The sequence below is a fragment of the Hydrogenovibrio sp. genome (genome assembly GCF_049975065.1).
GTDB lineage: Bacteria > Pseudomonadota > Gammaproteobacteria > Thiomicrospirales > Thiomicrospiraceae > Hydrogenovibrio.
Genome location: NZ_JBNGDN010000024.1, coordinates 9411 through 23558 on the forward strand (window position 1 = coordinate 9411; position 14148 = coordinate 23558).

Sequence of the window (14148 nt, forward strand, 5' to 3'; positions counted from 1 at the left end):
CCAGTCGCCACCCACCCCATCGTTTTTTCATAACCCTCCCATTTTCAATCAGGCCAATGCTTCACAAGCAAAAGACAGTCAATTTTAAAATGTTCAAAACCACCTGACAATCTACCACCCAGCAAAAAACTCAATTATCATAATTCCGTCATCTGAACCGGCCAAATAATGTATAAGATAATAGGTTCGATAAACAACACACTCCCTATCACTTCATGCCCAACCAGACCCACAGCACTGGTAATCACAATAGTTGTCAAATCGGCTTATTGAATGCCTTTCTTCTCAATGGACGTGGCGGTGCCGAAAGGCTAAGTTGGTCAGGCGTTCAAGACTGGCACCCGTCTCATGGTCGGCTTTGGGTGCACATGGATTATTCGGCCGCCAAAACAGCGAACTGGTTGTTGGAACACAGCGACCTGGAGCCGATTGTCATCGAAGCCTTAATCAGCGAAGAAAGTCGTCCGCGTGCACTCAGCGTCGGTGACGGTCTTTTCCTGTCATTGCGTGGCGTAAACAGCCCCCCCCGAAGCCACCCCGGTAGACATGATTTCTTTGCGCATCTAGGCCGATCAACACCGCATTATCACCACACTCAAACACCCGCTTGGCTCGGTCAACGACTTAATACAACATTTGCATGACGGTATCGGCCCGACCGACAGTGCAGCCTTGCTGATCCGACTCGCCGATGAGCTGATTATGATGATGGGCGATACCGTGGATGAATTGGAAGATAAAATCGGCGAACTGGAGTCACTGACGCTGACGGCGGACGCCACGGAACTGAAATCGGAACTCGCCGCCCTCCGACGCCAGACCATCACCATCAAACGCTACCTGGCACCCAAGCGGGAAGCCATGGGACGCCTGCTGATTGAGCGAGTCAGTTGGCTCACACCGCAACATCGAATGCATCTTCGGGAGGTCAAAGACCGCCTCATCCGCCACATCGAAGACATCGATGCCGTGCGTGAACGCACCGCCGTCGCACACGAAGAATTATTGAGCCGCGCCTCGGAACAACTGAGCGAACGAATGTACATTCTCGCCATTGTGACGGCGGTTTTTCTACCACTCGGGTTTTTCACCGGGCTTCTTGGGGTCAACCTGAACGGCATTCCCGGCAGTGACAGCCCTTACGCCTTCCCGGCTTTTGCCTTGTCATTACTCTGCGTGCTCGGCATGCAATTTTTATATTTCAAAAAACGCAAATGGATTTAACCCGAAAATTTACCTTCGGTTCTTCGATTCATAAATTTGCGCCAAGATCGCGCAGAAATTTGTTTTCACAAGGAAATTTCTGCAGGCGTGTCGACTCCACGATTACGACCGACTGAAGAAACGAAGAACTCGACGCCCGAAGGGGTCAGTCGAGCAATATGGCTTGTGGAATCAAAGGGCAAGCGAGATGGTGCCTAATTTTTGAATTTTTCGGATTAGTCCGCATAAAGCGCTTTTCAAGCAACGCCGGAGTCGGTATCCTAAAGTTCTGACGAAGACGTTGAAACAGCGAGCGCCCCCCTTCTATGGAACTACCCGCTTTTGAAATGACACCCTTCTGGGTACTCTATTACTTTATTTACATTTTTCTGGTGCTCACAGCGGTTCTGCATATGCTGTATCAGAAACGCTCGCCTCAGAACCTGACGGTCTGGCTGCTGACCTTGTTGCTCTTACCCTATATCGGCATTTTGCTGTACCTGATTTTCGGTTCACGGAAAGTGCTTTACAAGCACAACAAGCCCAATATTATTATCCCGTCTCAACCACAAAGCACAGCCAAGGAAAATACACCGGAAAACGACCTCGCTGATCGCATCGGTCGGCTGCTGATTTCCGACCAGATTGCCAACTTGTCTTTAGACAACCGCATTGCCCTTTACAATGCGCCGGAAGAAACATTCAATGAGTTTATGCAGGCGGTGCAACACGCCCAGACCTGCATTCACATCGAAACCTATATATTGGAACTCGATGTCACCGGTAACGCCATTCTCAATGCGTTGATCGACAAAGCCAGACAGGGCGTCGAAGTCCGACTTCTAATGGACGCCATCGGCTCTTTCGGCCTTTACCGTCAGCCGAAACCACTGCGTGCGCTGGTGGAAGCGGGGGGGCAATACGCTTTTTTTCACCCACTTTTCAAAAACTTTTTTAACAGTCAAATCAACCTTCGAAACCATCGTAAACTTTACCTGTTCGACCACCAAACGGGGTTTACTGGCGGCATGAATCTATCAAACGACTATTTCGGCACCCTTGAAAACACCCCAAAACAAGGTCGTTGGCAAGATTTAATGTTCAAAATACAAGGACCGGTTCTAGCGCACTATCACATCATCTTCAATGAAGACTGGCGTTACACCACCAACGAAAAACTCAACAACCACCAGGCCTGGCCGTTTTGCCAAGGTTCCGGTGCACGGGTGCAGGCCGTGCCTTCCGGCCCGGACATTCATAAAGACGCTTTATTCGAGTCGCTGTTACAAGCACTTTACGCCGCTGAAAACGACATCTGTATCCTATCGCCCTACTTTATTCCCGACAGTTCCATTATGAATGCGTTGATGATTGCCATTAAGCGCGGCGTCACCGTCACACTGGTCACGCCGGAAAAATCCGATCACATTATTTTCGATCTGGGACGCAGCTCCTATATGCACGAACTCAGCGACGCGGGAGGGCGGATACACTTATACAAAGGCGGGATGCTGCACGCCAAGCTGGTGCTCATCGACCGGCAAGCGATGATGTTCGGCACCGCCAACCTCGATTACCGCTCTTTATTCATCAACCACGAATTGGCCAACTGGGTGTACAACCGGCCACTGATTGACCAATGCTGGCTGTGGGCAGAGCGCCTGATTAAGCACAGCTTCAGCTATCAAACGCCAAATAGCCGTGGCCGCCGCCTGTTTGAAAACTTTACCCGAATTTTTGCCCCGATTCTTTAACCAAACAAAGATGCCGCGAAGTCAATGCACCAACTGGGCGGTTTTGCGCGCCGCATCGGCGATTTCTTGCGCGGTGACCACCCCTTGAATATCCGCCAGGCCTGGTGATTTCAGCTCACTAACCACCGCCACCGACACATCCGACTGATTCATTCGGTAAAGTGTTTCCACCAGACTTAACTGAGGCGGGACAATGACGACTTTCTGCAACCCCTCCTGACTGGCGGACGCCTTCAACGCTTCGTCAAAAAGTCGCCCCTTCGGCAGAACCCCCACCAATTGATCGTGCGCATCAAAACACAAGCGCGTAACGTTATTCTCTGCGTCAACGGTCTCGTTTTGCAACACATTCCGAGCCACTTCATCGTTGATAATCACAGATCGGAACCGCTGCGACATCACCTCCCGAATCTGGCGAGCGCGATCAATCGAGGACTGCAAGCCTTCCGGCACCGGTTCGCCGCGCCGCACCAACTTCAAAGTGTAAATGCTTTCCGGCGACAAGCGTTTACGCACCCAATAAGCGGCGGCAGCCGTTAAAATCACCGGTAAAATCACATTGTAGTCTCGCGTCATTTCAAACATCATAACGATGGCGGTAATCACCGCACCGGTCGCACTGCCGACCACCGCCACCATTCCAGCGAGCGCAAACACCACCGGCTCAATGGCCAGGCCTGGGTAAATGCCTTGCAACACCTGACCGAAGGCCGCGCCCAAAGTTGCCCCCAAAAACATAGCCGGTGAAAAAACCCCGCCGGACGCCCCCGACCCTAATGTCAGAAATGTCGCCAACATTTTGGCCGCAAACAGCAGCAACAAAAACCATGGATTGCCCAAGGTGCCGTTTAAAATATCGGTAATGGTCGCATACCCCACGCCCTGTACATAATAGTGACCGCTGAAATGCTGAAACAGATAAAAAATCACCCCAACGAAAAACATTCCGGTGACATGGCGGGTGTAATAATTGCCCGGCATGCTGTCAAAACGGTCTTCTGCCCAGTAAATACCCCGCACAAAAAACGCCGACACCACGCCCAGAAACACTCCAAACGGCACAAAAATCAACAAATCCGCAAACGGCATCAAGTGCGTGCTGGGCAGCTGCAGCACCGGAATATCAAAGGCCGGAGCCATCCCCAGCAACAGACGCCCAGTATAAGTGGCCACCACCACCGCAACCGCCACTGGCAACAGGGTTGAAGCGGTAATGGTCAAAAGCAACAACTCCACCGCAAAGACGATGCCGCCCAAAGGGGCATTAAAGGTGGCTGCAATCCCCCCGGCCGCACCAGCCGCCACCAGTGTCATGCGGTATTCGCTGGGCAAACGCCCCCACTGTGCAATGGCCGAGGCAAAAGCGGCACCGATCTGAATAATCGGTCCTTCGCGCCCAACCGAACCCCCACTGCCAATGGAAATGGACGATGCCAGAGACTTGACAACCGCCACCACCGGACGAATGCGTCCGCCTTGATAGTGAATGCTGTAAATCACTTCCGGCACTCCGTGACCCTTGGCTTCCGGTGCAAAATTTTTCACCAGCCAGGCCACAACCAAAGCGCCTAGCATTGGCACAAGAATAACGCCCATTCCCCACGGACTGGCGGCGGTGTGCACAGTCGCATCGTAATGAAACGACCATTGCCCCAAAAACAGCAAATTGTGGATTAAGCCGATCATCATCCGAAACAACCAAGAGGCAACGCCACCGACAATGCCAATCAAAACCGCCAGAACCATTAATCTTACAAAGAGTACCCAACCCGTCGCCTCTTGTACGCTTGCTGTTTTCATAAATTCACCGCTGACTTGTTTTTTGGACACATCGGATGTCATCGAGGTGCCTGTGTGTGGATACAAACTCAACCACACATTCTACCCGGCTTTGATAACAAATAAATTACCCTGCAACCTTGTCAAAAAATCGTCACAAAAATTTATACTCAACGCGTTTTAGAGCGCGTAAGATTTTCCCTCTTTGATTAAGATCTTTTACTCATAACGAATGACTGGAGAACGTGATGACCGCCCCCACCCCCATGACGCCGCAACAGTACATAGACGAAACCCCAACATGGAAAGACGGCACCCAGGTTTCCGGCGCCCCCATGACCGCCATGCAGTGGCGCATCTGGACACTCGCCACGGCCGGTAAATTTTTTGAAGGCATGGTGGTCTTTATGACCGGTGTCGCGCTACCGCTGATCGTGGCGGAGTTTCAACTGGGCGCCATGGAAAAAGGGGTGATCGGTGCGGCCATTCTATTTGGTATTCTCATCGGAGCCACGACCTTAGGCGGGTTGGCAGATAAATACGGTCGTAAGCGCCTCTTTATTGCCGAATTGATTTTATTTGTCTTTTTCCTGGCCGCATTAACCATCAGTCCCAGCTTTATCTTTCTGGCACTGGCACTGTTCGGGGCGGGCCTCGCTTTAGGCTGTGACTACCCGACGGCACATCTGGTGATTTCCGAAAGCATCCCCAGCCGCTCACGCGGCAAGCTGGTTCTTGGCGCTTTCGGCTTCCAAGCGGTGGGCGCACTGGTCGGAACCATGATTGGTTTTCTGGTACTCTATCTCAGCCCGGAAGTCGGCTCTTGGCGCTATATGTATGCCGTTGCCATTATTCCGGCTTTACTGGTCATTGCTGGGCGCTTCTTCATTAACGAATCCCCGCACTGGCTGATGGACAAAGGGCACACGGCTCAGGCCGAACATGAACTGGGGCGCTTATTGGAACGTGACCCTAAATACCCGAGTCAAATTGCGCTGGTCAAGCCGCCTGAAGAAGCCGAACCGGAGCATGAAAGAAAACAGCCTGGCATTAAAAAACTGTTTAAAAAGAAACATCGTCGTGCCACGATTTTCGCCTCGGTTCCCTGGTTTCTGCAGGATTTAGGTACCTACGGCATCGGCATCTTCACCCCAATCATTCTGGTCGCTACCTTCGGGCACGACACCATTGGCGATGACCGCAACATCGCCGACTTAGTGGAAAACACTCTGCAAAGCGCCAAACACGCTGCGTTCCTGGACGTATTGCTGATTGTCGGCATGTTGTTTGCCATTTTCCTCACCGACAAGATTGGGCGTATCAAACTGCAGATCTTCGGCTTTATCGGTTGCGCCATCGGGTTAATGCTGGTGGCCTTCTCCGAAAGCCTGACGGGCGACATGAAACTGTATTTGATTTTTATCGGCTTCATGCTGTTTAACTTTATGACCAACCTCGGCCCCAATGCGCAAACCTACCTGATTGCCGGTGAAGTCTTCCCCACCAAAATCCGTGGCGTGGGCGCAGGCTTTGCCGCCTCTTTCGCCAAAATCGGTGCGGTTGGAACCGCCTTTCTGTTCCCGATACTGCTCACGGACATCGGCACGGCCGCCTTGCTGTACATTCTGGCCGGCACTTCAATATTGGGCGCTTGGGTCACCTGGCATTACCGCATTGAAACCCGCGGCATCAGCCTGGAAAGCATTCACCACCCGCAGACTGAAAACGTCACGGTTGAAACCAAACCCATAAGCTGATTCCTAAAGGGTCACGTTTTAGCCCGGAAATTTATGAAATTTCCGGGCTAAATATTCAAAACAACAGCGGTAACGATTCAGGCTATAATGATATCTTGATGCAACTCAATACAATCAAGTGATCATCGGACACTAAAAGCCAGCCAGACACGCAATGTACAAACCCAAATCCACGCCTGTTTCACTCGTTGATGGCTCGGACACCTTAACCGAAAACTTGCCCAACCCCTTTCGATTGCTGACGTGGAATCTACACAAAACCGATTTTTCGCACTTTATTCACCGCCCTATCGAGGCTCTGTTACCCATTGACCCGCCCGACTTACTGTCGTTTCAAGAAGCGGCCACGCATAACCAGCAAAGCCTTTTTTTCAATCAGCCCTTTGTCATGGCACCCAATATCGAAACTCGGCACAACTACTATGGCGTTCTCACGGCCAGCCATGCCGTGATGTGGGGGCGCAATCAATGCCTCACCCGCCACCGCGAGCTGGGTTACACCACCCATAAAACCGCCCTGATTACCGAACACCCGTTAAGCAACGGCCAGCGTCTGACGCACATTAACATCCACGCCATTAACTTTGTCCCCAATCGGTGGTTTCAGCAAGAGTTGTCCCAGCTCTGGCAGTGGATTCGTCACACGCCCGGGCCGATGATTATCAGCGGCGACTTCAACACCTGGAACCGCAAACGGGTCACCATGCTGGAAAAAGCCGTGGCAGAATTGGGATTGACCCAAGTAACCTATCCCGACAAGTCGCCGATTCGCACCCTGAATCGCCAGCTACTCGACTATGTGTTTTATCGTGGGCTAAGGGTGGTTTCCGCGCGCGCCTTTCACGTGACCGACATTTCCGACCATAACCCGCTGGAAGTGGTGTTTCAGACACAGGAACAAACGGACTCAGACTGACTCAAACGAATTCAGGCCGTCCGAACGCTAACCGCTTGACCCGATGAAACCGCTCGCAACGATTTTCACCAGGCCTGGGCATTTCTGGCCAACGTCGCTCAATGCTCAGCGGTGCAGATTTTATGATGCCATACGGCCTGAAGGGTTTTCCAGGCAAACAGCGCAATCAATCCACTTAACAACACCAGCACGACCCAACCGATCACACTGTAAACCGCTGTGCCCGACAGTGTCGCCATTCGGAACGAAGCAATGCTCATGGCCGCCAGCGGAAAGGTATACGCCCAGAAAGAAATGGCAAAACTCAGCTTCAGAAACTTACCGGCCGACACCAGCATCACCAGTGTCATAAACAGCGCAAACCCATACAGCACTCTGGAAAATCCATCCAGAACCCCGCCATTCAACGCTTCATAGGAAATAAACCCCACCGCAGGCGGGGCAATGAAAATAAACAGCGTTGGAATCAACTTCTCCACTATCGGCGGATGAAAAATAATCCGGTTAAACAGAATGGCGGTAAACACTGGCCAGAACACAATGCCAATGGCAAAAAAGAACCAACTGATGTCCACAGGGGCATGATGCACACCGGCAATCGGCACGAGGATATTCCCCACAATCGGAATAAACCAAGCCGGATTGGAGTGCTCAATCAGGAAAAAATCATGGTGAATCCACTGCGACAAAACCCAGAGTGTCAAACTCAAATGCATGGCCGCGCCCAGCGCCCACAACCAGAAAGACACCTCAGGCAAACCAACATGCCAATACGCAATACTCAATAAAATAGCGCTGATACTGATGGCGGGCACAAAGTTCATTTTCACCGGATGCATCCACTCGGCCTTCACCGCAGAAAATTCGCGCACAATCTTGAGAAGATACACTAATAAAAGCACGGCAAACAGCATTGAGACAATCCCCAGCACACCCGAGCCGACCCAACGCCACAGCTCACCGTCACCCTGCGCCGAACCGGGCTGGCTTAAAAACGCAATGGACAGACCGGTAATCCCCATGATCATTCCAAAAAAACTGGCTGGAAAATACGCCAGCCGCTGCTTTGCATCAAACATATTAATACCCCCATAAGTTAAAAACGATTCTATTTTATACGAATTGCTTCCGGTTAAGTCTGACAAAATACTTGACGAAAATCTATTTCTCCCACGCCTGGCCGACTCCCCCGTTTAACCGCCTATTCAAGCGAAAAACTCTGGGACGCGAGCCATTGACTATAACCTCAATAAATAATTTCAATAGGCACATCAAGCCATCTCGTGGCATAATGCCCGCAAAGCGTTAAGGTGTGCGCCGCAATATTTCAAGTGCCCCCACACCTTGCGTTGTACCATTCCACGGTGATCCACCTTGGGCATCGGCCTTTTTTCCGGTTTGATTTGACAATGCCGCCAACCGTTTGCCCGTGACCACCGAAAGCACCCTCAAAAGGAGACTTTAATGAACATTCGACAACTTTTTGATTACGACACCTGGACTTATACCTACCTTATCTGGGATGAAAAAACCAAAGAGGCGGCCGTTATTGATTCGGTACTGGAACAAGTGGATCGTGACGAACAACACATTAAAGAACTGGACTTGAAGGTCAAATACTTGTTAGAAACCCATATTCACGCCGACCACATCACCGGTGCCGGCCCCTTGCGCAAACGCATGGGAGGGCAACTGGTAGTGCACAAAAACTCCGGTTCGGAATGCGCCGATATTCTCGCAGTGGATGGCGATGTCTTCAAACTAGGCGATCAGGAAATCCATGTTTTGCACACGCCAGGCCACACCAATAATGACATCACTTACAAAATTGATGGCGCGGTTTTCACTGGTGACACCCTTTTGGTGCGTGACTGCGGTCGCACCGACTTCCAACTCGGCGACAATGAATCCATGTACCGTTCGCTGACCGAGGTGCTGTTCAAACTACCGGAAGACACTATGGTGTTCCCAGCGCATGACTACAAAGGCTTCAGCCAGTCCACCATCGGCGAAGAAAAAACCTACAATGTCCGTGCCGGAAGCAACAAATCATTTGAAGACTTTTCCACCATTATGGACAACCTGAATCTGCCTAACCCAAAACGCATTGACATTGCGGTGCCGGGCAACCTGAAATGCGGCAATCTAGACGATTGAACCGGCCTTAACGGTTTGAATGTCATCATGGTCTGACACACAAAAAAAGCGCTCTAGGAGCGCTTTTTTAATAACCGTAGTAAATTCAGCGTTTACCAGGCCTGGCAAAATCCATTCTCTTACCATCAGGCCACTTCCAGCACCTCGACGCGATAGTGAAGTGTTTGGTTGGCCAAAGGGTGATTGCCGTCGAGATACACTTTATCCTCATCAATCTCCACGATGCGGAACTGCACCGTATGGCCGTCGGGATCTTCGGTTTCCACCACTTCTCCCACTTCAAGCGCCACCTGATCGTCAAAGTTTTCCGGTGCCGCCTGCACAATCAAATCTTCGCGCGTCACCCCATAAGCCTTTTCCGGTGGAATGGTCACTTTCGCTTCAAACCCGGGTTCCTCACCTTCCAGAAATTCCTCCAACCCTTCAACGATTTCACCGTCGCCATGCACATAATGCACCGGCTCTTCACCAAAGGTACTGTCGAGCAAGTCGCCTTTCTCGTTGCGCAACTCATAATGAAACGTGACTTCACTGCCTTTTTTAATTCTCATATCCTGACTCTCAAATTTGCTTTAAAATACGAAGCTATTCTACCCGAAGAACCACAAAAGATTCATAAGAGATTGACAAGAAATCCCCCAAGAGAAAGAGATAGCCTTTATGCGACAAATATTACTGGATACGGAAACCACCGGTTTCGATCCGAAAAACGGTGACCGCATCATTGAGATCGGTGCGGTTGAACTGGTCAAACGCAAACTGACGCACAACAATTACCACCAATACATTCATCCAGAACGCGACGTGCCGCAGGATGCCATTGAGGTTCATGGCATTACCAATGAATTCCTTGCCGACAAGCCGGTCTTTGCCGACATAGTGGACGCCTTTATGCAGTTTGTGACCGGAGCGGAACTGATTATTCACAATGCGCCCTTTGACGTCGGATTCATCAACCATGAGCTGGCGCAACTGCCGGAGAATCGCTGGGGGATGATTGAAGATCACTGCACCATCACCGACTCACTGAAATTGGCCCGCAAAACCTACCCGGGACAACGAAACTCTCTGGATGCGCTTTGTAAACGTCTGGGCATTGACAATTCAAACCGCACCCTTCACGGCGCTCTGCTCGACTCGGAAATTCTGGCCGACGTTTATCTGGCCATGACAGGGGGGCAAACCGATTTAACCTTATCCGAAAGCGATAACAGCGGCGCAGCCCAGTCCAATCGGCTGGTCAGCCGAAAAGGTACGCCCTTAAAGATCGTTCGTGCTTCGGCGGCGGAACTGGAGGCGCATCGACAAAAACTGGCCGACATCAGTGAAAACGCCAAGCGTTCGATCGAATGGTAGACAGAAAATACAACCTCATCCAGCTTGCAACGCATCCATGGCTTCATTGGCCAACGCATCCACCCGCTCATTTTCAGCATGACCGGCATGACCTTTCACCCACCGCCACTCGACATCATGCGGCTGCAAAGCCGCTTCTAACGCCTGCCACAGTTCCTGATTTTTAACCGGTTTTTTGGCTGCAGTGCGCCAGTTATTGCGCTTCCAATTCGCCATCCATTGGGTAATGCCGTTCTTAACATACTGAGAATCCGTGGTCAAAATGACCTTGCACGGGCGTTTTAAAGCCTTCAGCCCCTCAATCGCCGCCGTCAACTCCATACGGTTATTGGTGGTGTCCGGTTCAGCGCCTTTAAGGGTTTTCTCAAATTCGCCAAAACGTAGTAAAGCACCCCAGCCACCCGGGCCAGGGTTGCCACGACAGCCGCCATCGGTAAAAATTTCAACTTCCTGCATCATTGCCTCAGCTCATAATTAACGCCCGCAGCAAGCTTCTGCGGCACAATCAAGATGGTCACTTATTCCGATTCGCTTGAGGGATTTTTACGTTGCACCGTCGTCACAGTCGAACGCGCATTCTGACGATTAGAGACCACCGTTGGCCGACCTTTGACGGCCGTCAGCCAATTGGACAAGCGCCAGTTCAAACCAACGGGCGTAGGAGACGCCACACGTTTTCTGGCCAGAATGCAATACACATTACCAAAATCCAACCCCAAAGCCTCCAAGCCTTTTTCCATGCCCTCAACCCAACGCCAGCGATGCGGATGATCCTGTCCTGTCAAGCAGCTGATGGAACTGTAGCTAACCTGCTCAATATCGTATCCCAACAGGCTTAACCAATCCACGACCCGGTGCGCACGAATCAGGTTCGCCTGTTTAAACGGCTGACGATGTTCGCCAAAACGGTTACGCATAATCCGACAGCCAAGCGGGTTGTAACCTGTAATCAGAATATGGCCTTCAGGAATCAGTGCCGCATCGACCTGGCGCAATAAGTGGTAAGGATCCACCACCGACTCCAGCGTATGCGGCAGCACAAAGGCATCCACCGAGTCCGTTCGAATGGGTAAATACTCCATATCGGCCTGCAGACAAACGCCTTGAAATGACGAAGCCGATTTCAACGCCGAATCAATCAAAACCTTGCAATTCACACGACTGTTGTCCAGCAACGGTTGCTTCGAAACATCGCCCAACTGCACAAGATAAAAACCAAACACCTGCTGCAAAGCATGATCCAACAACGCCTGCTCTTGAAGCCGCAGTGAACGGCCTTTTGGGGTTTCATAAAACTGCCGCAAAAACGATTGAAAAGCCGGATTCGCCATCACATTTCACCGCGGATTTGTTAGAATAGTGCCATTATAGCAATTAAAGAGTCTGGCATGAAAATCGTTGGTTTACCCACACTATCCGACAACTACACTTGGGTGCTGCTTGACGACAACCCCGAACACCACCAGGCCTGGGTTGTGGATCCCGGGCAAGCGAAACCAGTGATTGACTACCTACACGCACACCGTAAGACATTAGCCGGCATACTGCTAACGCATCATCACTGGGATCACACCAACGGCATCAGCGAATTGCGCCATCAATACGGAGACGTATCGATTGTCAGTCAGGCTCAAGGGCCCTTTAAACCCGTCACCTTCCCGGTGACCGAAGGCGACGAGATTCGCATTCACGACAAAACATTCACCGTGCTGGCGACCCCAGGGCACACCCACGAACACCTGAGTTTTTACCACCCGGAAATATTGTTCTGTGGCGATGTACTCTTTACCGGCGGCTGCGGAAAAACCTGGACGCAACCGGCATCGGTCATGGCACAGTCCCTGCTGAAGCTGCGCGACTTGCCGGACGACTGTGCCGTTTATTGCGGTCACGAATACACCTATGCCAACCTGAACTTCGCACGAATCGCCGAACCGGACAATCCTGAGATTGCCGAACGGCTCGCCCAAGTCAAACTCGCCACTCAAAAGGGTAACCCCTGTGTGCCCGCACCGCTCGGCTTAGAAAAGCGAACCAACCCCTTTCTGAGATTCGATCGTTCACCGCTCAAACACATTTTGATCGCACGCAGTGGCCAACCAACCTTGAGTGATGCCGAAGCTTACGCACACCTGAGAGCCTGGAAGGACACGCTTGACGCAACCGGAACACTGGAAGCGGGCCTGTATGATTAACCCTTTAACCTCAACTCAAACAGGTTTTAATTTTATGCCTTTTTTCTCCAAACGCCTCTTGCCATGGCTGGTTATCGGCAGCGCGTTTCTATCCAGTGGCTGCAGCCAACTCACTCAAAATGCCGTCAAATCGGATCTTGCCGACGCCCATTCGACCACGCCGAGTAAACTGCCGCTGTCCGAACCTGTGATCACCGAAACGCAGGAAACCGACGCGTTCGAAAATACCATACAGAGCGCCACGCAGCGCTTCAATGGCTTGCAATCCAACCCCAGCCTTTCCAATCATCTGGATCAGGCGCTGGTGTTTTCAACCGAGCAACCCACCTATCAAAATCTCTGGGATGAGATCGGCGGCCACTTATTTCTAACCCCCGCCAACACGGACAAGTACGAAGACTACATGACCTACTACCTTCGCAAGAAGCAGTATTTAAAGCGCGTTTCCGTTCGCGCCAAACCCTATATGTACTTCATTCTCCAAGAAGTGAAAAAACGTCAAATGCCTTATGAAATCGCACTTCTACCGGTAGTGGAAAGTGGCTTCTACCCTTACGCACGCTCCCATATGAGCGCCGCAGGGCTCTGGCAATTCATGCCGGCCACGGGACGCATGTACGGCCTGCATCAGAACTGGTGGTTTGATGGCCGCCAAGATGTTTATCTCAGCACCCTGGCCGCGCTCGATTACCTCCAAGCCTTGTATATCCAGAACAACCACGACTGGCTGTTAGCACTGGCCTCCTACAACAGCGGTTACGGCAACGTCCTCAAAGCTCAGCGCAAATATCTGAGTCGCCATCCTGACGGAGTGGCCGATTTTTGGAACATTCGACCGTATTTGCCAAGAGAAACCCAAAATTATGTGCCACAGTTACTGGCGATCTCCAACCTGGTCAGCCATAAAAACAGCTACCAACTCGAATTGGAACCGATCCCCAACCAACCCTATTTTAAAAAAATTCAAGTGAACGAACAAATCAGCCTGCCAAAAGTGGCACAAGCCACGCAAACGCCGCAGGATATCCTGA

Annotated in this window: 14 protein-coding genes; 9 read left to right on the plus strand and 5 right to left on the minus strand. The window is 51.3% G+C overall.

Annotation, left to right across the window (positions count from 1 at the left end):
- The first annotated feature begins 368 nt into the window (after window positions 1-368).
- From ACP5D0_RS04620 to cls, 3 genes are all read left to right on the plus strand, one after another.
- Window positions 369-644, plus strand: a complete 276-nt coding sequence (locus ACP5D0_RS04620; protein ID WP_472364424.1) for a hypothetical protein — start codon at window positions 369-371, stop codon at window positions 642-644.
- A complete protein-coding gene (locus ACP5D0_RS04625) occupies window positions 628-1224 on the plus strand; it encodes a CorA family divalent cation transporter (RefSeq protein WP_472364438.1) in 597 nt (198 codons plus the stop codon). Before ACP5D0_RS04620 ends, ACP5D0_RS04625 begins: the two co-directional genes overlap by 17 nt.
- Window positions 1225-1529: 305 nt before the next feature.
- A complete protein-coding gene (gene cls / locus ACP5D0_RS04630) occupies window positions 1530-2957 on the plus strand; it encodes a cardiolipin synthase (protein WP_472364425.1) in 1428 nt (475 codons plus the stop codon).
- 21 nt (window positions 2958-2978) lie between these two features.
- On the opposite strand, the gene ACP5D0_RS04635 is transcribed toward cls, so the two are convergent.
- Window positions 2979-4799 (minus strand): chloride channel protein, encoded by a 1821-nt coding sequence (locus ACP5D0_RS04635; RefSeq protein ID WP_472364427.1) that lies wholly within the window; start codon window positions 4797-4799, stop codon window positions 2979-2981.
- A gap of 185 nt (window positions 4800-4984) precedes the next feature.
- Here ACP5D0_RS04635 and ACP5D0_RS04640 point away from each other — a divergent pair, with 185 nt between their 5' ends.
- Both ACP5D0_RS04640 and ACP5D0_RS04645 read left to right on the plus strand, forming a co-directional pair.
- Entirely contained in the window at window positions 4985-6493 is a 1509-nt protein-coding gene (locus ACP5D0_RS04640) for an MFS transporter (protein WP_472364428.1), read from the plus strand.
- A 154-nt stretch (window positions 6494-6647) separates the two neighbouring features.
- On the plus strand, window positions 6648-7409 hold the full coding sequence (locus tag ACP5D0_RS04645; RefSeq protein ID WP_472364429.1) for an endonuclease/exonuclease/phosphatase family protein: 762 nt from the start codon (window positions 6648-6650) through the stop codon (window positions 7407-7409).
- A gap of 98 nt (window positions 7410-7507) precedes the next feature.
- On the opposite strand, the gene ACP5D0_RS04650 is transcribed toward ACP5D0_RS04645, so the two are convergent.
- Window positions 7508-8488, minus strand: coding sequence for an SLAC1 anion channel family protein (locus ACP5D0_RS04650; RefSeq protein ID WP_472364430.1), 981 nt, complete (start codon window positions 8486-8488; stop codon window positions 7508-7510).
- A gap of 385 nt (window positions 8489-8873) precedes the next feature.
- On the opposite strand from ACP5D0_RS04650, the gene ACP5D0_RS04655 reads away from it, so the two are divergent.
- Window positions 8874-9566, plus strand: a complete 693-nt coding sequence (locus ACP5D0_RS04655) for an MBL fold metallo-hydrolase (RefSeq protein ID WP_472364432.1) — start codon at window positions 8874-8876, stop codon at window positions 9564-9566.
- A 125-nt stretch (window positions 9567-9691) separates the two neighbouring features.
- Here ACP5D0_RS04655 and ACP5D0_RS04660 read toward each other — a convergent pair whose 3' ends face one another.
- Window positions 9692-10117, minus strand: coding sequence for an FKBP-type peptidyl-prolyl cis-trans isomerase (locus ACP5D0_RS04660; protein ID WP_472364433.1), 426 nt, complete (start codon window positions 10115-10117; stop codon window positions 9692-9694).
- Window positions 10118-10226: 109 nt separating this feature from the next.
- On the opposite strand from ACP5D0_RS04660, the gene dnaQ reads away from it, so the two are divergent.
- Window positions 10227-10922, plus strand: coding sequence for a DNA polymerase III subunit epsilon (gene dnaQ, locus ACP5D0_RS04665; protein ID WP_472364434.1), 696 nt, complete (start codon window positions 10227-10229; stop codon window positions 10920-10922).
- 15 nt (window positions 10923-10937) lie between these two features.
- Here dnaQ and rnhA read toward each other — a convergent pair whose 3' ends face one another.
- Both rnhA and ACP5D0_RS04675 read right to left on the minus strand, forming a co-directional pair.
- Window positions 10938-11378, minus strand: a complete 441-nt coding sequence (gene rnhA, locus ACP5D0_RS04670) for a ribonuclease HI (RefSeq protein WP_472364439.1) — start codon at window positions 11376-11378, stop codon at window positions 10938-10940.
- A 62-nt stretch (window positions 11379-11440) separates the two neighbouring features.
- A complete protein-coding gene (locus ACP5D0_RS04675) occupies window positions 11441-12253 on the minus strand; it encodes a methyltransferase domain-containing protein (RefSeq protein ID WP_472364435.1) in 813 nt (270 codons plus the stop codon).
- A gap of 57 nt (window positions 12254-12310) precedes the next feature.
- Between ACP5D0_RS04675 and gloB the strand changes: the two genes are divergently transcribed.
- Both gloB and ACP5D0_RS04685 read left to right on the plus strand, forming a co-directional pair.
- Window positions 12311-13117 (plus strand): hydroxyacylglutathione hydrolase, encoded by an 807-nt coding sequence (gene gloB, locus ACP5D0_RS04680; RefSeq protein ID WP_472364436.1) that lies wholly within the window; start codon window positions 12311-12313, stop codon window positions 13115-13117.
- A gap of 34 nt (window positions 13118-13151) precedes the next feature.
- A partial coding sequence (locus ACP5D0_RS04685; RefSeq protein WP_472364437.1) for a transglycosylase SLT domain-containing protein occupies window positions 13152-14148 on the plus strand: 997 nt, incomplete at its 3' end.